Origin of the sequence: Hyphococcus sp. (assembly GCF_965228385.1) — a bacterium.
In the GTDB taxonomy this organism is placed as follows: Bacteria; Pseudomonadota; Alphaproteobacteria; order Caulobacterales; family Parvularculaceae; genus Hyphococcus.
Window position 1 is genome coordinate 283,426 of the sequence record NZ_OZ245810.1, and the last position, 16,927, is coordinate 300,352.

At 57.7% G+C, this 16,927-nt stretch carries 18 protein-coding genes; 13 read left to right on the forward strand and 5 right to left on the reverse strand.

Annotated features, from left to right (window positions below):
* The first annotated feature begins 9 nt into the window (after window positions 1-9).
* Both ACQK2Q_RS01295 and ACQK2Q_RS01300 read left to right on the forward strand, forming a co-directional pair.
* A complete protein-coding gene (locus tag ACQK2Q_RS01295; protein ID WP_425407953.1) occupies window positions 10-849 on the forward strand; it encodes a division plane positioning ATPase MipZ in 840 nt (279 codons plus the stop codon).
* Window positions 850-909: 60 nt separating this feature from the next.
* Complete coding sequence (locus ACQK2Q_RS01300) at window positions 910-1,377, forward strand: molecular chaperone DnaJ (RefSeq protein WP_425407954.1); 468 nt, start codon at window positions 910-912, stop codon at window positions 1,375-1,377.
* A 2-nt stretch (window positions 1,378-1,379) separates the two neighbouring features.
* Here the strand turns inward: ACQK2Q_RS01300 and ACQK2Q_RS01305 are convergent, their stop codons facing one another.
* On the reverse strand, window positions 1,380-2,444 hold the full coding sequence (locus ACQK2Q_RS01305; protein ID WP_425407955.1) for a GGDEF domain-containing protein: 1,065 nt from the start codon (window positions 2,442-2,444) through the stop codon (window positions 1,380-1,382).
* A 142-nt stretch (window positions 2,445-2,586) separates the two neighbouring features.
* On the reverse strand, window positions 2,587-4,044 hold the full coding sequence (locus ACQK2Q_RS01310) for a DEAD/DEAH box helicase (protein ID WP_425407956.1): 1,458 nt from the start codon (window positions 4,042-4,044) through the stop codon (window positions 2,587-2,589).
* A 332-nt stretch (window positions 4,045-4,376) separates the two neighbouring features.
* On the opposite strand from ACQK2Q_RS01310, the gene ACQK2Q_RS01315 reads away from it, so the two are divergent.
* The 3 genes from ACQK2Q_RS01315 to ACQK2Q_RS01325 all read left to right on the forward strand — a co-directional run bounded on the left by ACQK2Q_RS01315 (window position 4,377) and on the right by ACQK2Q_RS01325 (window position 6,293).
* On the forward strand, window positions 4,377-4,712 hold the full coding sequence (locus tag ACQK2Q_RS01315; protein WP_425407957.1) for a hypothetical protein: 336 nt from the start codon (window positions 4,377-4,379) through the stop codon (window positions 4,710-4,712).
* A 77-nt stretch (window positions 4,713-4,789) separates the two neighbouring features.
* Complete coding sequence (locus ACQK2Q_RS01320) at window positions 4,790-5,371, forward strand: hypothetical protein (RefSeq protein ID WP_425407958.1); 582 nt, start codon at window positions 4,790-4,792, stop codon at window positions 5,369-5,371.
* Between the two features lie 328 nt (window positions 5,372-5,699).
* A complete protein-coding gene (locus ACQK2Q_RS01325; RefSeq protein ID WP_425407959.1) occupies window positions 5,700-6,293 on the forward strand; it encodes a hypothetical protein in 594 nt (197 codons plus the stop codon).
* Here the strand turns inward: ACQK2Q_RS01325 and ACQK2Q_RS01330 are convergent.
* The gene (locus ACQK2Q_RS01330) at window positions 6,288-8,219 is read right to left on the reverse strand and encodes a peptidoglycan DD-metalloendopeptidase family protein (protein ID WP_425407960.1); all 1,932 of its coding nucleotides are present in this window, start codon (window positions 8,217-8,219) and stop codon (window positions 6,288-6,290) included. The two genes, ACQK2Q_RS01325 and ACQK2Q_RS01330, sit on opposite strands and share 6 nt — an antisense overlap.
* 89 nt (window positions 8,220-8,308) lie before the next feature.
* On the opposite strand from ACQK2Q_RS01330, the gene ACQK2Q_RS01335 reads away from it, so the two are divergent.
* From ACQK2Q_RS01335 to ACQK2Q_RS01370, 8 genes are all read left to right on the forward strand, one after another.
* Entirely contained in the window at window positions 8,309-11,107 is a 2,799-nt protein-coding gene (locus tag ACQK2Q_RS01335) for an intermembrane phospholipid transport protein YdbH family protein (protein WP_425407961.1), read from the forward strand.
* Between the two features lie 114 nt (window positions 11,108-11,221).
* Window positions 11,222-11,422 carry a YnbE family lipoprotein gene (locus ACQK2Q_RS01340; protein ID WP_425407962.1) on the forward strand — a complete coding sequence of 67 codons (201 nt, stop codon included), beginning with the start codon at window positions 11,222-11,224 and terminating at the stop codon, window positions 11,420-11,422.
* Between the two features lie 24 nt (window positions 11,423-11,446).
* Window positions 11,447-11,788 (forward strand): YdbL family protein, encoded by a 342-nt coding sequence (locus tag ACQK2Q_RS01345; RefSeq protein WP_425407963.1) that lies wholly within the window; start codon window positions 11,447-11,449, stop codon window positions 11,786-11,788.
* Between the two features lie 74 nt (window positions 11,789-11,862).
* A complete protein-coding gene (locus ACQK2Q_RS01350) occupies window positions 11,863-12,519 on the forward strand; it encodes a histidine phosphotransferase family protein (protein ID WP_425407964.1) in 657 nt (218 codons plus the stop codon).
* An 87-nt stretch (window positions 12,520-12,606) separates the two neighbouring features.
* Window positions 12,607-13,032, forward strand: a complete 426-nt coding sequence (locus ACQK2Q_RS01355) for a response regulator (protein ID WP_425407965.1) — start codon at window positions 12,607-12,609, stop codon at window positions 13,030-13,032.
* Between the two features lie 102 nt (window positions 13,033-13,134).
* On the forward strand, window positions 13,135-13,947 hold the full coding sequence (locus ACQK2Q_RS01360; RefSeq protein WP_425407966.1) for an undecaprenyl-diphosphate phosphatase: 813 nt from the start codon (window positions 13,135-13,137) through the stop codon (window positions 13,945-13,947).
* Between the two features lie 103 nt (window positions 13,948-14,050).
* Window positions 14,051-15,046, forward strand: a complete 996-nt coding sequence (locus tag ACQK2Q_RS01365) for a threonine ammonia-lyase (protein ID WP_425407967.1) — start codon at window positions 14,051-14,053, stop codon at window positions 15,044-15,046.
* Window positions 15,047-15,322: 276 nt separating this feature from the next.
* On the forward strand, window positions 15,323-15,619 hold the full coding sequence (locus tag ACQK2Q_RS01370; RefSeq protein ID WP_425407968.1) for a DUF1150 family protein: 297 nt from the start codon (window positions 15,323-15,325) through the stop codon (window positions 15,617-15,619).
* 53 nt (window positions 15,620-15,672) lie between these two features.
* Here ACQK2Q_RS01370 and ACQK2Q_RS01375 read toward each other — a convergent pair whose 3' ends face one another.
* Both ACQK2Q_RS01375 and hpf read right to left on the reverse strand, forming a co-directional pair.
* Window positions 15,673-16,137 (reverse strand): PTS sugar transporter subunit IIA, encoded by a 465-nt coding sequence (locus tag ACQK2Q_RS01375; RefSeq protein ID WP_425411100.1) that lies wholly within the window; start codon window positions 16,135-16,137, stop codon window positions 15,673-15,675.
* A 129-nt stretch (window positions 16,138-16,266) separates the two neighbouring features.
* On the reverse strand, window positions 16,267-16,845 hold the full coding sequence (gene hpf, locus ACQK2Q_RS01380) for a ribosome hibernation-promoting factor, HPF/YfiA family (RefSeq protein ID WP_425407969.1): 579 nt from the start codon (window positions 16,843-16,845) through the stop codon (window positions 16,267-16,269).
* Window positions 16,846-16,927: the final 82 nt, after the last annotated feature.

Below are 16,927 nucleotides of genomic sequence, written 5' to 3' on the forward strand. Positions count from 1 at the left end.
AACGTTTCTATGACCCATGTAATTGTACTCGGAAATGAAAAGGGCGGGTCGGGCAAGTCCACCACCGCTATGCATCTTGTGGTGGCGCTATTGCGTTCCGGACACAAGGTCGGGGCGGTAGATCTCGATCTGCGCCAGGGAAGCCTGAAGCGATATATCGAAAACCGCAGAAAGTTCTGTGAAATCAAGGGAAAAGAGCTGCTTTTTCCGGTTGAGGTAGATGTTGAGCCGTCCGCCCTCGACAGCCGCGCCGAGAGCCAGGCGAAAGAAACCGAAAATCTGAAATCCGCGCTGCAATCGCTTGAAGGGTGCGATTTTGTGGTTATCGACTGCCCTGGGGCCAATACGCATTTGTCCCGTCTGGCGCATCTGCATGCGGACACTATCGTCACGCCGCTGAACGACAGTTTCGTCGATTTTGATTTGCTGGCGCGGATCGACCCTGAGACGGGGCGGGTTACCGGGCCCAGCCTTTACAGTGAAATGGTCTGGACTGCGCGCAAGCAGCGGGCGATGACCGGCGTGCCGGGCGGTATTGACTGGGTGGTGATGCGAAACCGGCTATCCGCCACGCGCGCGCGCAACAAAAAGAATATGGGCGACAAGCTGGAAGAGCTCTCCTCGCGCATCGGCTTCCGGCTTGCCCGGGGGTTTGGCGACCGGGTGATCTATCGCGAGCTTTTTCCCATAGGCCTGACTCTGCTCGATCTTGGCGGCGTGGATTCGCCGGTGCGTCTGACCACCATGAGCCATGTGACGGCGCGGCTTGAAATCCGCTCGCTCGTTGCGTCTCTTAATCTGCCGGAAACGCAAAAAGCGGACGAAGCCGACAAGGCCGCTGCCGCCTGAGCGCACAATTGCATTTGAATATTTTCCACAAGCCGTCCGGAGCAGTTTAGACTGTCTTCCATGTGGACTGGATTTATCACCCTTGTCGTCGCCGCCGTTGCAGCCGGATGGCTCTTGTTTCGCCTCGCAGGCAATCAGGAGGGCGACGGGCGCAAATCCGTTGCGATCCTGAAAATAGTCGTGTTGCTGGCGCTGACGGCGGCGCTTTTCGCCGCGAAATTATGGCCGCTTGCTTTCATGGTGCTGGTTGGCGCAGGCGGCGTGATGGCGATCGAATCATGGCGCGCCGGACAAACGCAAGAGGACAATCCGCCGCCCGGTTCCGCCCCGGCGCCGGCGAAACGCATGAGCGAGGAAGAAGCGTTGTCGGTGCTGGGACTTGACGCCGATCCGGACGCGCCGTCGGTGCGGGCCGCTCATCGCAGATTGATTTCGCAACTTCATCCCGACAAAGGCGGTACGGATTATCTGGCGGCGAAAATCAACGAAGCGCGGGACTATTTGCTCGCGCGTATCAGCGAAGACTAGTTTTAAGCGGCGCCCTTCGCCCGCGCGCCGCCGCGGCCGGCAAACTCCTGCTCGTCGATGACGCAATTGCGCCCGGCGTCTTTCGCCGCATAGAGACACTTGTCCGCGCGCTCCACCAGGGATTCCACGGAGTCGTTTCCATCGAACTGCGCAACGCCGATTGACATGGTGACGACGCCAAGATCTTCGTTCGTCCGGCGTTTTTTCAGACGCCGGGACTGCACAGCCTCGCGAATTCTGTTGGCGAGCATTTTTGCGTTCTGCAAAGACGTATCCGGCAGGATAACGGCAAACTCTTCGCCGCCATAGCGCGCAACCAGATCCTGACCCTTGACATTATTGTTCATCACGTCAGCGACAAGGCGCAACACCTGATCGCCGGTCTGGTGCCCCCAGGTGTCGTTGAACAATTTAAAGCGGTCGATATCGCCAAGAAGAAGCGTCAGCGGCGCATCCGACTCGATCGCTTCTTCGATGTGGTCCAAAAGCGAGCGGTCGAACGTAGCCCGGTTCGCAACGCCGGTCAGCGCGTCGCGCATGGCTTCGGCCTGTATCGCCTCCACATCCCGCTGCAAGGCGCTGACCTCGCTGGCGGACTCTGCAAGGCGCGTTTCCAGAAGTTCGTTTTCCGCGCGCATGGACTTGGCGATTGTGACAATATTTTCGAGCAGCATTCCCACCGCCGGAACATCCGGCTGTGAATCAGAAAGCTGGTCGGAAATATCCGTCAGCGTCTGGCTGTGGCCTTGTGCGTTTTCGCCGGTTTGTTCAACGATATCGTAAAGATCTGAGACTTCGGCGTGAAACCGGGCCACCAGATCCATGACGTCGTTTGAGACTTCTGCATGCTGAATAAATTCTTTATAAAGCCTGTCGGCCTTGTCCTGAGAAAGCTTGCCGCTTTTGTCCATTGCCTGCTGCATGGCGTTTGAAAGGGCGGAATTGCCGCCTTCCACATGCGCGTACCACAATTCATAATTACGCGGCCCGCATGCAAGACCCGATTGCTTCAACGCGCCGAGCGCTATTTCTGCAAAACGGTGGGATGCTTCGAATTCTGTATTCATGTCGCCCTGCTCATATACGCGGAGGCGTGGCGCCTCCCCCTTTCGAGGAAGGCTAGGCGATCGTGGTAAAAGTTTGGCTAAATCACATCCGGCAATGCAGGGTTAATGCAATGGAAACCCTGATTGCCGGCAGGTTAATACGTCAGCAGCGTTCAACGGCGCGGGTGATAAAGGCCGGCACATGATCGCCAAGGCCGACAACAGGGTCGGGCGCGGATTCGCGGCGCCGTGACGCTTTTTTCTTGCCGTCGCTGCGTTTGCGCCGAGCAGGCTGAGCGTTGTCGGCGTCAGGCTGTTTATCCCTGGCCTGGGCGACATCGGGCTGGGCGACATCGGGCTGTTCATCAGAGGAGCCTACCCGCTTCGCGGTCTTGTCGTCGTCACGCTTCTTTTTTCTGCGAGCGCCTTTGTTGTCTTTGCGCTCGTCGCCTTTTCGCCGGCGCGTGTCATTAACCGGATTGGCGTCAAAGAACTCTGTAAAATCGAGCGTTTCGATTTCGCTCGCGCCGATCGTTTTCAAAATGGCGTCGTAATATTTGCCGTCAGCGCCCGTCACTAGCATCATCGCTGCGCCTTTGCGGCCCGCCCGGCCGGTGCGGCCGATGCGGTGCACATAGTCATCCGCATGGATCGGCACGTCGTAGTTGAAAACATGGCTGACTGCCGGAATATCAAGACCGCGCGCGGCGACATCCGAGGCGACAAGAAACTGGATTTCGTCATTGCGGAACTTGTCGAGCGTTTCCATACGGAATGCCTGCGCCAGATCGCCATGAATCGGACGCGCGTTAAATCCATGCTTTTGCAGGGACTTGGCGACGATATCGACCGTGGACTTGCGATTACAGAAGATGATGCCGTTTTTGACGTCTTCGCCGCGCAGAAGTTCACGCAATGCGTTGCGTTTCAACTTGTCGTCTTTCGCCGGCATTTTGACGATGCGTTGCGTAATGGTGTCGGCCGTTGTCGCCGGCTTGGCGACTTCGACGCGCACGGGATTATGCAGGAACTGGTCGGTAATACGCTGAATTTCGGCGGGCATGGTCGCTGAGAAAAACAGGGTCTGGCGTGTAATGGGCGTCAGTTTGAAGATTTTCTCAATGTCCGGAATAAAGCCCATATCTAGCATGCGGTCGGCTTCATCGACGACCATGACTTCAATGCCGTTCAGCAAAAGCCGTCCGCGCTCAAAATGGTCCAGAAGCCGGCCTGGCGTCGCGATCAGCACATCGACGCCGCGCGTCAGTTTGGCGTCCTGATCGCCGAAGGAAACGCCGCCGATCAGCAGCGCCATGGAGAGCTTGTGATTGATCCCGTATTTTTCGAAATTCTCTGAGACTTGCGCGGCCAGCTCGCGCGTCGGCGCCAGAACGAGGCTGCGCGGCATGCGCGCCTTGGCGCGGCCCTTGGCCAGCCTGTCGATCATCGGCAGCGTGAAACCCGCCGTTTTGCCGGTGCCGGTCTGGGCGATGCCAAGAACGTCGCGCCCTTCCAGCGCAGGCGGAATGGCTTCTTTTTGAATTGGGGTCGGGTTTTCGTAGCCGGCTTTGGATATAGCTTCGAGTAATTTCGGCGATAGGCCGAGGTCAGCGAATGACATTGAGTCTCCGTTTGAGTGTTGTTAGCCGGTCGCCGCGGTGGGGTCGCCAGCTTATGTCGCATCGGCGGGGGTTATCTCAACGCGCCGCTCTTCCGCCGTTTGGAAGCGATGCGTCATCGGGGCAAATGCGTTCCGGAAGAGGGAACCAAGCGAATGCGATAGAGCGACGGCGTCTTATCGTGGGGCCTTTAAACCGGGCCGATTGCGCGCGCTGCATTGCAGCATTTGCTGATCGTGAATTAGGTCGCTTGCCGGGCTGTGTCAACGACAGGGCCCGATTATGCCCGGTGAGAAGGCTGGTCTCCTCCCCGATTGTTGCCTAAAATCACCACATGTCGGTTCGGCGGGCGCATATCAGCGCAATTATTGCGCTTTCATCAATTGCCCACGCTCCGGCGCAGGCCGACAGCGGTTTTGCCGCCGGCGCCTGCGCATTCGATGGGCTTTCGCTTTATGGCGACGTGCAGGTGGTGGACAGCTTTCCGGATATCAGAGTGCAGATTGTTGAAAGCTTTCCGGATCTCAATGTGCAGATTGTCGAAAGTTTCCCGGACGAATGCGGGAAATGGAAATTCGTAGAGAGTTTTCCGGACATTAAAATTCAGTATGTTGAGAGTTTTCCCGATCTGAAAATCAAGATGGTTACTAGCTTTCCGGGGATTCCGTAGCCGTTTTGCAGGATGTCCGCCGCCGGAACGAACCAAAAAAACCGGTGTTAACCATGTAATCAACATGGAGGATACCGATGCGACAGAATACGAAACTCAAACTTTTTGCTTCAACCGTTATTGCTGCGCCCATGCTGTTTACGGCGGCGTTTGCACAGAATGCGGATGATCTGAACGCGCAGCAGCTGGAAGAATTTCGCAGCGAGGCTGGCGCAAGCGTTAGTAATGGCGACGTCAATGCAAATGCGTCGATGAATTACGATTCAACAGATCTCGATCCGCGCGGCGAAGGCGATATCGACGCGGAAGCGGATATTGATGCCGGCGCGGAAGCCGATCCAGACATGGAAGAGGCGATGGAAGACGCTGGCGACGCAGGTGAAGACGCCTGGGATGAAGCCGAAGACACGGCTGAAGACGCCTGGGACGCAACAGAAGACGCCGCGGAAGACGCCTGGGATGAAACCAAGGACGCCGCAGATGAAACCGGCGACTGGATGGAAGATACGGCTGACGACACCGGCGACGCGCTTGATGAAACCGGCGAGGATGTCGATGATTGGGCCGATGACGCAGGCGACGATATGGAAGACGCCGCTGACGATGCAGCCGACGATCTTGAAGACGCCGCTGACGACATGGACGACCCGAACGAATAACGTAATATTTCTTGACGTAAATTAAAACGCCGCGAGCCATATCCGGTTCGCGGCGTTTCATTTGGAATGGATCAGCCTTTTCTATTGAAAAAGCTCCAATGCGCCGCGCGCTTGTCAGCCATCGCGCGCATAATGCTGGTCTCTGCGGCGATTGTTGCCTAGAATCACCTCATGAATGACCCGTCGTTTTGGCGCTATCGCGTTAACAGCATTGCCAGCCTTGCCGGCCGCAGCGGAAGAGGGATGCGAAAGAGAAGGCTTCGCGTTTAACCGCTTTTTGCAGTAGAGCGCGTTCGATGCGGTCAACAGCAACGAAAGAAAGTTCCAAATGAAAATTGCATATTGTGTTGTCACGGCGCTGCTTTTAGCCGCGTGTTCCGCCACCGAACCGGACACTGATGCGGCGGGGCCGGCGGAAGCTTTCATGGCGCGTATCGCTGCACACTGCGGCGAGGCTTTTGAAGGGCGCATGGTTTCAGATGATGACGCAGATACCGATTTCGCCAGGGAAAGACTGGTCATGCATGTCAGGAAGTGTACTGACAACCAGATTCGTATTCCGTTTCATGTTGGCGATGACCGCTCGCGAACGTGGGTGATCTCCCGTACTGAAGAAGGGTTGCGGCTGAAGCATGATCATCGTCACGAAGACGGTTCGGAAGACGCCGTGACCCAATATGGCGGCGACAGCGCGATAGTGACTGAACAGCGCGTGGAATTTCCAGTTGATGATTATTCCGTTGCGCTTTTCAAACGTGAAGGGCTTACAGCCTCTGTCACGAATGTTTGGGCGATGGAGATCACAGAAACTGTTTTTGCGTATGAACTGTCGAGGGAAAACAGGTTTTTTCGTGTCGAGTTCGATTTGACGGCGCCGGTTCCCGCGCCGCCCGCCCCGTGGGGAGCTGACGAGGGGCTATAACGCCCCTCTGGCGCTTGAGGACTCATCGCGCGCATATAGCGCTTCGCGTTCCGCCTCGGGCATGCGCATGGCGTCAATTATCTGACGCTGGATTTTGAAGCGGTCGAGATCGGCGCCCTTCAACTGTTTGCCGGTGGCGATTTTAAGTTTCTGCGGGTTCACCGCTGTGCCGTTGAGATGCACTTCGTAATGAAGGTGCGGCCCGGTGGAGCGTCCCGTCGTCCCAACATACCCGATGATATCACCCTGACGCACGCGTTTGCCGGCGCGCATGCCGCGCGCAAACCCATTCAGATGCGCATACGCCGTTTTGTAGCCATTGGCGTGACGGATGCGGACATAATTGCCGAAACTGCCGTAGCGGTTGGCGCGTTCGACGATGCCGTCGCCGGCGGCCTTGATCGGCGTGCCGCGACTGGCGGCGAAATCAAGACCCTTATGCGCGCGCCGGTAGCCAAGAATGGGATGCCGGCGCGTTCCAAATCCGGAAGACAGCCGGGCGCCGTCGATCGGTGTTTTCATCAGCAGGCGTTTTGCGCCTTGTCCGGTGGCGTCGTAAAAATCCACCTGCGCGTCGCCGTCATCGGCAAACCGGTAATATCCCTTTTCCCGGGAACGGCCGCGCCATTTCAGCCGCGCATAAAGAATGTCCCCGGCGGAAACGAGCTTGCCCTGATCGTCATACTTAACTTCAAAGATGGCTTCGAACTCATCGCCGCCGAAAATTTCGCGCTGGAAATCGACGTCATAGGCGAAAGCGTCGGCGAGGTTGGCGATAACTTCATCAGGCGCGCCAACGGACTTCGCCGACATATAAAGACTGCCATGAATCCGTCCGGCGACGGACAATACGCGCGTTGTCAGCGGCACAGATTTTTTCTCCGCCGTCATTTCACCGTTGGGGCTGCGCCGTACGATGACGCGGTTTTCAACATCGGCGCGGTATTCCAGCCGTAAAAGAGCGGCCTGCTGGATTGATTCCGCCTGCGCCTGCTGGAAAAGCGTCTGGTTTGGCCAGCCGAGCGTCAGGGCGAACTCCTGTCCGGGCAAAAGGCGACGCAAATTATGATGGTTTCCGAAAGCGTAAGCAGCTGTGTTGGCGTCCTGTGCGCTGACGCCGACGCGCTTTAACGTATCCACGAAATTTTCACCGCGTGCGATCCGCACACGAACCTCTTCCGGGTCCGACGCCATATCCTTGACCAGCGTAAGTTGCGGCGTGACGTGGGTTAGCACCCGCCGCTCCATGTCAGCGGCGAAAAAGAAGGGCGCGGGGCCGTCTTCCTCGTCGGCGAGAAACGCGCCGCCAAGTTTCATGGGCCGCGTCGGCGAAGGGAGCGGGGCTGTTGCTGCGGCAAGTATTGTTGTTTCGGGCTTCAGCCGCGGCAAAAGACCGGTATTTTCCTCTTGTGCGGGGTCTATTGCGGTGAGCGAAGCGTTCATGACGGCCGTTGGTTTCAGGCTCGGCGTCAGGCCGTCTGCGGCGACGCTTTCGCCATTAAGCGGTGCGCGGTCGAGGACGGGCGTTGCGCGCGCGGCGCGCGATTGCGCAATCGCCTCGGCGACCGCATCCGGATCGGTATTGCGGCTTGGCGCCGCCGCCGTTTCGCTTAAGGAGAGCGCGGGCGCAAGGGCGACGCTCAGGGGCGTTTCGACAACGCCTTGCGGCGTCGATGTCGCGGAAAGCGTCAGAAACCCCGCGCCAAGCACCAGAACGCTCAATGCCGCAGCAAGGGCCGCTGGGCCGCGGCGCTTGCGCTCGATCGGGCAGAAGGGATCGCCCCCGCGTGTAAATGCTTGACCTGTTTGAACAAACTCTTCCGTCATACGCTCCGGATCGCCGCCTTGTCGCAGTGCGAAATCCGCTGGCGCGGTTCGCTGTTCTCTATACTCGCACGCCTCGCCAAACGCTGCAATTTTAGGCATGCTGACCTGGCCGCTTCGCTCATTAAACGAAAACGTCATTAATCAATAGAGAAAAGCGGCTGTGGCGTTTGAGGGATTAAAGTAACGATATGCGGGCGGCGCGCTTTCTTATTATCCTGATTGCGTTAGCGGCGGCGGCGGCCGCTGCGATATACGTATTCCGATTGCCGCTGGCGGGGGCCGCCATACGCGCGGCCATGGCCGGGGCGGGACTTGAAAACCCTGAAGCGCAGGTCTCGGCGTTAACAATTGACGGAGTGCGCCTTGAAAAAGTTTCCGCCTCAGCGCAGGGCCGCGAAACTGTTTCGCTCGACGCCGTTGAAGCGGATTATCGTTGGCGCGAACTGATTCTTGAGCGCCGCGTAAAAGCCTTGCGCGCCGGCCCTGGCTTCGTACGGCTACAAATAAGTGAAGACGGAACAGTGTCTGTCCCCGGTTTGCCTTCCGGCGGAGGCGGCGGCGCGCGTGACGGATTGCCGTTTGACTCTTTAAGCGTCGAGCAGGTGGCGCTGTTTGTGGATGCGCCTGATGGCGCGGCCGAAGGCGTTCTCAGTGCAGATTACAGTGTTGCAAACGGGGGTAATATCGAGGCCGCACTCGCCGCTGAAAGCCTTGCATGGAAAAACATGCGCTTCCAATCCGCCGAGCTGCGGGCGGTGATCGGACTGTCCGCAGACGGACAAGCGGAGCTTGCCGGGGGCTTTGACGGCGACATAATCCTGCCGGATGTGACAGCGCGGGGGATATCGCTTCAATGGACCGGCGAAGGCGCGTCATGGCGCGACGCCGCAACCGGCGTCTACGATGGTGTCAACGCAAGCGCGCGGATTGAATTCGACGCGCCAACGATACGCTTTGCCGACGCAACAACACCCGGCGTGATGAACCTCGCGCCGGTCGTGGCGGCGTTTGGCGGACAGATTGACGAAGCCGCTTTGCAAGGCGCGCTTGATCTTGCGTTCTCACCGCAGGAAATAGGATTGTCCATCGCGGCGGACCGTCCGCTTGTCTTGTCCACGCCGGAGGGGGCGGCCCTCTCGCTGACCGGCGGCGGCGCGCCGCTTTACAATTCGAATGACGGTCGGGAAAGCGCGTCGTTTCAGTTCACGCTGATTGGCGAGGGGGTCAACGCATCCGGCGGCGTCAACGCATCGCGCGACGGCGATTTTTTGCGTATGGCCGCGCCGGTGCGGATTGAAGATTACGCCTATGAAGACTTTTCCATTTCGGGAACGGCGATTGATTTTGCCGCCACGATGGAGGGCGACGCCTTATCCGCCGATCTCGACGTAAGGTCAGGGGTGGATAGCGCGCGCATAGGACGGTTAACCCTCAGTGACGCGCCGTTCGCCTCGTCGTTCAGAATTGAAGCCGATGTCGCCGCCAAAACCGCAAATGTCTACAACAAGGAACAATGCATTACGCTCGATCGCGCTCGCGCGCGTCTCGACGAATATAATGCAGATGCAACGCTCGGGCGAACGCAACTGTGCAACAATGAAGGCCCGCTGGCGGTTTTCACATGGTCCGGCGATACGGTCTGCACCCTGAACGGAGAAATCACCGCCGCCAGCGGACGGTTTCGCATGGGAGAGACGAGAGCCGCAGGCGCGCCGCCCGTCATAAGGTTTGCAGCGGTCTATAATCCGGCGAATAATACAACGACCATTGACGGCGACGTCAGCGAGGGAAGCCTCACAATCAACGAGGCGATAACGCTGTCCGCAATACGCGGCCGCTTTGATTTTTCACTGGACCAGGAACGTATGCGCGCAAACGGCGTTGTTGATCGCGTGCGCGTGGCGCAGGCGGGCGAAACACAACTGGCGGCGCCGGTCATCGCCAATGGCGACGTATCGCTTGATCGCGATAAAGTGTCTTTCGACTATGCGTTAAAGACGCCTTCCAATATGGCGCTGGGCGCAGGCGAGGGCGTGCATGATCTTGCGAGCGCGCGCGGCGATACAACGTTTTCTTTCGACGGATTGCGCTTTACGCCGAACGGGGTTCAGCCAAACGCGCTTGTGCCCGGCCTGAAAGGCATTGTGACGACAGCCGAAGGCGGCGTTGACGGCGAAGTGCGTTTTGGCTGGTCAAAGGAAGGCGTGACTTCCGGCGCGGACATTTCTTTGAACACTATTTCCTTTGGCGGGCCCACGAGAGCTGTTACGCGCACGATCGGTCTGAATGGCGCGATCGCGCTTACCGATTTAATGCCGGTCACGACTGACGGCGCCCAACAGATTACCATTGACGCGGTCGACCTCGACGCGCTGCAACTTGAGGACGGCGCGCTTTCCTTTGAATTTCCGGGCGACGATACGATTTATCTGGCGCGCGGCGAGTTTCCCTGGTTCGGCGGGACGCTTGGCGTCTATGAAGCGACTGCCTCGCTCAGCGGTGAAGCGCGCATACCGCTGCGGGCGGAAAATATCGATCTGAAAAAAATACTCGATTATGTGGATGTCGACGGTCTTTCCGGCGAAGGACTGATGACCGGCTCATTGCCGCTCGTGTTTGAGAACGGAAAAGCCCGAATCGAAGACGGGGTGTTGCAGTCCGTCGGCCCGGGCGTCGTACGCTATGCGGGCGCCGCCGGCGAGCAGGCCGCGCAAGCCGGCGATCAGGCGGAAATTGCATTCGATATACTGCGCGACCTGCAATATTCGGATTTGCAGGTGACAGTAAACGGCGCCCTCGACGGACGGCTTGAGTTCAACATGGTGTTTGAGGGCACCGGCGAAGTGTCGCTGGAAAACGCCGCCGGCCGTGTTCCCGTTAAATACCGTATCAATCTCGACGCGGCGCTCCTGGAATTGCTTCGGCAGGCAAATTTGACTACGGATATTCGCCTGCAGCTGGAACGCGCCCAATCAACCCGGGAATAAGGCGAAATTGGCGTATTCCCTTCGAAATTTCGCCTGTTTTTCGCCGCAAGCTTTGGCTAAAGTAAATTCAGTTCAGCGTATTTGTGTGATCATAGATATTGGAGGGGCGCCCCCATGCTCATCGACAATAAGATCAGGCTTGCCGCCCTCGCGCCTTTCGTCGCGGCGTCGCTAATGGCCTGCACGACTGTTAAGCTTGAAGGCGGCGAGAAGCCTATTGAGGTGAATCTCAATGTAAAAATCGATCAGGAAGTGCGCGTGAAACTCGACCGTGAAATCGAAGACCTGATCGCCGACAATCCGGATATCTTTTAACGGGGGAATGCGATGGAACATGTCATGAAAAAACAACTGCTTTGTGCTGCAGCCTTTATGCTGTCAGCGGCGGCTATGCCCGCCAGCGCCGCCAGCGCCGCCGTGGAGCGCGCAAAAGACCAGTGCGTGGTCGGCGAACAGGCGGACGGCTATATCGGCGTTGTTTCCGGCAAGTCCGCGGATAACGCGCTGCGCCGCGAAATCGCCGACATCAACCAGCAGCGCAAATCGGTTTACGCCGATCTGGCGCGCCGCAATGGCGTTACCATCGAGGTGACCGCCGCGCTGACAGCGGAGAAACTGATGAATCAGGCGACGTCCGGCCAGTGCATCCGCGATCAGTCCGGGACCTGGCGGCAAATTTAAATTTTTTTCTACCGCGCAAAAGAGGCGCGAATCGGAGATAAGAAACTCTATCGCAGCATAGAGTTTCTTTTTCCATGTCCGAAGCGCTTGATCTTACTCCTCCCGATAATGAAGACCCGGATGCGTTGACCCTGTCGGCGCTATTGTCGTCGCGTGTCTGCCACGATCTTATCAACCCGGTAGGCGCGCTCAGCTCCGGCCTCGAAGTGCTGGACGATCCGGCCATGGAAGGCGCCATGCGCGAGGCGGCGATGGATCTCGTCCGCTCCGGCGCGCAAAAAGCGGTGGCGCTTTTATCATATGCGCGTCTGGCTTACGGAGCGGCAGGCGGGTTCGGCGCCCAGATCAGCATCGATGACGCCAAGAAAGCGCTGACGGATTTATTCGCAATCACTAAGGCCGATTTGACGTGGAAAATCGGCGACGGTCTGGCTGCGAAAGAAAAGGTCAAGGTGCTTATGGTGCTGGCCTATGCGGCGGCGGATTGCGTGCCGCGCGGCGGCGAGGTTGTGATCGAAGGAGATATCGACAATTTCACGATTACCGCTTCCGGCAAGAAACTATTGCTCAATGACGACCTGGTGCGCGCCCTTGGCGGCGATACTACCGATCTGACCCCGAAAATGACGCCGGCGCATATCGCCTCGCAGCTGGTCAAACTGGCCGGCGGCGTCTTGCGCGTCAAACGGTCGGATGAAGCCGTGACGTTCAAGGCCTCGTTTTCCGAATGAACGCAAAAATCTTGGCGCTCGCGTTAACCAACAACTAACGCCCTGCATTGCACAATGTCCGCCTGTTGAAACATAGGACGGACTTCCATGACGGCCAGAAAATATTGCCTCGTTGTTGACGATTCAGAAGTGATCCGCGAGATCGCGGCGCGCATCGTGACCGAACTTGGGCTTGGCGCGGAAAGCGTTGAAGATGCAGCCTCGGCCATCGAACATTGCAGCGACAACCGGACGGACGTTGTGTTGCTGGACTGGGATCTGCCGGCAATGGGGGCGCTTGATTTCCTGCGCGGCGCGGCCGAGTTGAAAGAAGAGATGCGGCCCGAAATTATTCTGTGTGCAACGGAAAACGATCCGCAACAGTTTACCCTCGCTAAGGCCGCCGGCGCGCGTCATCACATTCTCAAGCCGTTCGACAAACAGTCGATCGCCGCCAAACTTTCGGAAATCGGTGTCGTTGAGGGCCATGCGCCCGACAGCGCCAAAGCCGCAGCCGGCGGCCGTCAAAGCTGAATACAGTCTGTAAAACTCCCTATCGGCGCCGCATTATCGCCAGTGCGCGCCCGGCAAAATAACGGGTAGCGAGCATAGCGCAAATCCGTCTAAGAGCAGGCTATGGGTCTTATTCAGCTTATCGTCCTGGCGATCATTCAGGGGATCACGGAATTCCTGCCGATTTCATCCTCAGCGCATCTGATTTTAGCGCCGCTGGCGGTGAAGGACTGGCAGGATCAGGGCCCGCTTATCGACATTGCCGCTCATGTCGGATCGCTCGGCGCGGTGCTGTTATATTTCCGAACCGAGACCGCGATGCTTTTTCGCGGCGGGATCGATACGCTGCGTTTCCACGCCAGCGAAGATCGCAAACTGTTCCTGTTCATTGCGGCGGCGACCATTCCGACACTAGCGCTGGCGGCTGTCTTTGTTCTTCTGGATTTAACCTCGGCGTTGCGCTCGCCTGTGGTGATTGGCTGGGTCAGCATTATTTTTGGCGGATTTTTGTGGCATGCGGACCGGGCGCCGGAACGTAAAGAAGGCCTCGACCTGATGACATGGCGCGACGCCATGACCATCGGCGTGGCGCAAATGTGCGCGCTTGTGCCGGGCGTCTCGCGCTCCGGCGTGACCATTACCATGGCGCGCTATCTGGGTTGGACGCGCCCCGAGGCGGCGCGGTTTTCCATGCTGCTGGCGATCCCCACAATCCTGGCGCTCGGCGGTTTCGCCGGCATCGAAATCGCCAGAGAGGGGGCTGACGCCAGTCCTGCTAGCGCCGCCATCGTGGCTGTGCTGTCATTCTTGTGCGCTTACGCCGCGATAGCCTTGCTGATGCGCTTGACCCGTAAAATCAGTTTTACCCCCTTTGTCATTTACCGTGTGATATTCGGCGTCTTGCTGCTGGTTTTCGGCGGCTCGCTGACGGCGTAATAAAGGCGGCGGTAATCGGATCGCCGCCGCAATGCCGCAAACTCGCCTTGGACTTTCCCCGGTTTGGCGGTATGCCGCGCCGGCAATGACCGGGATATGACCCATGACCGATTCACACTCGGAAACACTTGGTATCAGCGCTGAAGGCGTGCGCGCCGCCGCGGCGCGTTTACAAGGAAAAGCGGTCAGAACGCCGCTTCTGGAAAACGAGATTTTGAACCAGCGCGCCGGCGGGAGGATACTGATCAAGCCTGAAACGCTTCAGCGCTACGGGTCTTTCAAATTTCGCGGCGCCTATAACCGGATTTCGCAGTTGAGCGACGAAGAGCGGCGCAATGGCGTTCTCGCCTGGTCGTCGGGCAATCATGCGCAGGGCGTGGCGCTCGCGTCGAAACTGCTGGGCGCCAAAGCGACGATCATCATGCCTGAAGACGCGCCAGCGATTAAGGCGCAAAATGTTCGCGCTCTCGGCGCTGATATCATCACCTATGATCGCTATACGGAGGACCGTGAAGACATTGCGGCGAAAATCCTTCGCGATCGCGACATGGCTCTCGCGCCGTCATTCGACCACCCCCATATTGTGGAGGGACAGGGCACGCTGGCGCTGGAAGTCCATGAAGACGCTTCGGCGATGGATGTGTCGCTTGACGCTTTTGTCATCTGTTGCGGCGGCGGCGGGTTGACATCCGGCTGCGCCACGATTTTGGAATCGGTATCGCCCGGCACATCCGTCTGGATCGCGGAACCGGAAGGTTATGACGAAGCCTGGGCGTCGATCAAAGCCGGCGAGCGCCTGAAGGCGGATGTCTCAAAACCGACCATTTGCGACGCCATTGCGACGGCAAGCCCCGGCTGGCTGACTTTCCCGATTATGCAGCGTCTGGTGCGCGGCGGCGTCACCATCACGGAACAGGAAGTGCGCGAGGCGATGGTCTTCGCTTATCAACATTTAAAGCTGGTGGTAGAGCCCGGCGGCGCTGTGGCGCTGGCGGCGATCTTATCACAAAAATTTGATGCCGCGGGCAAGGTCACGGCCATCACCCTGTCTGGCGGTAATGTCGATCCGGCGCTGTTCGCCAAAATACTGCAAAATTGAATTAAACAGTAAATAAAACAATATCTTAGTGAAATCTGGCCAGCGTCGGCAGACTGGCGGGCGGACCCGCTCGATCTTGAAACGTTATAATATAGCAATATATGCTGTGTATAAGAAAATAAGGCTGATTTGTCATCAAACAGGCGGAAATCCGCCTCTACGTGTTTGTAAAGATAGATAGTCAGAAATCGTTCCGGCCGTTCACGCTTTGATAGCCAGTTTCCCTGCACAATTGTCTGAATGGCCGCGGACAAAAAATAAGGACAAGACTGAGAAATGACACTGATGAAAAATGGCGCGATAGCGATTGAAAACGGTCAGAAGCCGTTATCAGCGCGCGATTTTGCGGAGCTGGGCGGGCGCAAGCTTGTTTATATCCGGACAGTGGAAGCGCGCGATGTCATTGACGATCTTATCGACGATGACGGCGAACTTGCGATCGAAATTGATGACGGCGATATCTTGTATTCAGTCCACTCATCAAATGGAGAGCGGCTGGCGCTTGTCGGCGACCGTGAACTTGCGTTTGCAGCAGCGCGCCAGCATGAAATGAATCCCGTCAGCGTGCATTAGCAACGCAGGCTGATCGGTAAACTTTCAACAAGTGAAAATTCAGAGGCGGCGGTTTACGCCGCGTGATGTTTCTGATCCGCTGTAGCAATGGCGAAAAGCGCTTCGGATGAATCCGCGCCGCGCAAGGCTTCCCGTGCGTCTGCATCGCGAAACAGCCGGGACACTTTGGCCAAGGCTTTCAGATGTGCGGCTGTAGCATTCGCCGGCGCCAGCAACATGAACACCAGATCAACAGGCTGATCGTCCACCGCGTCAAACGTGACGGGCGTTTCAAGGCGCGCAAGCACGCCCACGATTTTCTGAAGGCCGTCGATCTTGCCGTGGGGCAGGGCGACGCCGTCGCCGACGCCCGTGGAGCCAAGCTGTTCACGTTCAAGAAGCGTCTGCAAGATGCCAGACGCCGAATGGTCGACAAGATCACTCGCTTTGTCCGCCAGCGCCTGTAACGCTTCGCGCTTGCACGTGACTCGCAAATTATGAATGACGCCTTTGTGGCTCAGGAGATCATTTAGTCCCATCATACTCACACAAACTCATTTCACCGGTAATTGTTCAATTCTAGAGCGCTGAACGTAAGATTACCTTAAATTGCCGTTCTGGCCCTGGTTTCAGTAATTTTGCGCGACCGAAGACCGGGCCCTGTAGCCTTAAGAGGCCGTGGGATCAACCCACCCAATATTGCCGTCCCGCCGGCGATAAACAATATTAATCCGGCCATGCGCGGCGTTTTTAAATACAATTGCAGGTTGTTCAGCCAGATCGAGCTGCATGACAGCGGCCCCTACAGTCATTTCGCGCAGCGTCGTCTGGGATTCGGCGACCACGACCGGGTTTGGCTCCTCGTCGGACCCATTGGCCTCTTCTTCCTCGCCATAGGGCTCAAGAAGGTAGTAGGAGGCGTTTTCGGCGGGCAATGGCTCTTTTGCCGAGGCGTGGTGGTTCTTCAGCCGGCGCTTGTAGCGGCGAATGCGCTTTTCAAGCTTTGCAAGGCATTCCTCAAAAGCCCCATAGGCGTCTCCTCCTTCGCCGTGGGCGGCCAGAAATACGCCCGAGGCCAGATGAGCGGTGACGTCGCATTCGATCAGGTGGCGCTCTTTTGAGAAGGTGACGGTGGCTTCCGCGCCCCTGTCGAAATATTTCTCGACGCTGTCGCTGATTTTATCCGTCACGTGGACCTGAAGCGCATCGCCGAGATCCATATTCTTGCCGCTGACCTGTATGTCCAATCGAACCTCCTGAAGATGGCGGCCGTCAAAGATCGCGCCGCTCTTATAGCCGATATTGGCGTTGGCCCGGGCGGAGTAAAGG

Bases quoted from the DNA above. Each gene is read 5' to 3' on its own strand.
- ACQK2Q_RS01315 (WP_425407957.1), top strand. From the start codon at position 4,377: ATGTCGGTTCGGCGGGCGCATATCAGCGCAATTATTGCGCTTTCATCA.
- ACQK2Q_RS01330 (WP_425407960.1), bottom strand. From the start codon at position 8,219: ATGCCTAAAATTGCAGCGTTTGGCGAGGCGTGCGAGTATAGAGAACAG.
- ACQK2Q_RS01300 (WP_425407954.1), top strand. From the start codon at position 910: ATGTGGACTGGATTTATCACCCTTGTCGTCGCCGCCGTTGCAGCCGGA.
- ACQK2Q_RS01335 (WP_425407961.1), top strand. From the start codon at position 8,309: ATGCGGGCGGCGCGCTTTCTTATTATCCTGATTGCGTTAGCGGCGGCG.
- ACQK2Q_RS01325 (WP_425407959.1), top strand. From the start codon at position 5,700: ATGAAAATTGCATATTGTGTTGTCACGGCGCTGCTTTTAGCCGCGTGT.
- ACQK2Q_RS01355 (WP_425407965.1), top strand. From the start codon at position 12,607: ATGACGGCCAGAAAATATTGCCTCGTTGTTGACGATTCAGAAGTGATC.
- ACQK2Q_RS01295 (WP_425407953.1), top strand. From the start codon at position 10: ATGACCCATGTAATTGTACTCGGAAATGAAAAGGGCGGGTCGGGCAAG.
- ACQK2Q_RS01310 (WP_425407956.1), bottom strand. From the start codon at position 4,044: ATGTCATTCGCTGACCTCGGCCTATCGCCGAAATTACTCGAAGCTATA.
- ACQK2Q_RS01350 (WP_425407964.1), top strand. From the start codon at position 11,863: ATGTCCGAAGCGCTTGATCTTACTCCTCCCGATAATGAAGACCCGGAT.
- ACQK2Q_RS01360 (WP_425407966.1), top strand. From the start codon at position 13,135: ATGGGTCTTATTCAGCTTATCGTCCTGGCGATCATTCAGGGGATCACG.
- ACQK2Q_RS01370 (WP_425407968.1), top strand. From the start codon at position 15,323: ATGACACTGATGAAAAATGGCGCGATAGCGATTGAAAACGGTCAGAAG.
- ACQK2Q_RS01320 (WP_425407958.1), top strand. From the start codon at position 4,790: ATGCGACAGAATACGAAACTCAAACTTTTTGCTTCAACCGTTATTGCT.
- ACQK2Q_RS01340 (WP_425407962.1), top strand. From the start codon at position 11,222: ATGCTCATCGACAATAAGATCAGGCTTGCCGCCCTCGCGCCTTTCGTC.
- ACQK2Q_RS01375 (WP_425411100.1), bottom strand. From the start codon at position 16,137: ATGGGACTAAATGATCTCCTGAGCCACAAAGGCGTCATTCATAATTTG.
- ACQK2Q_RS01345 (WP_425407963.1), top strand. From the start codon at position 11,447: ATGAAAAAACAACTGCTTTGTGCTGCAGCCTTTATGCTGTCAGCGGCG.
- ACQK2Q_RS01305 (WP_425407955.1), bottom strand. From the start codon at position 2,444: ATGAATACAGAATTCGAAGCATCCCACCGTTTTGCAGAAATAGCGCTC.
- ACQK2Q_RS01365 (WP_425407967.1), top strand. From the start codon at position 14,051: ATGACCGATTCACACTCGGAAACACTTGGTATCAGCGCTGAAGGCGTG.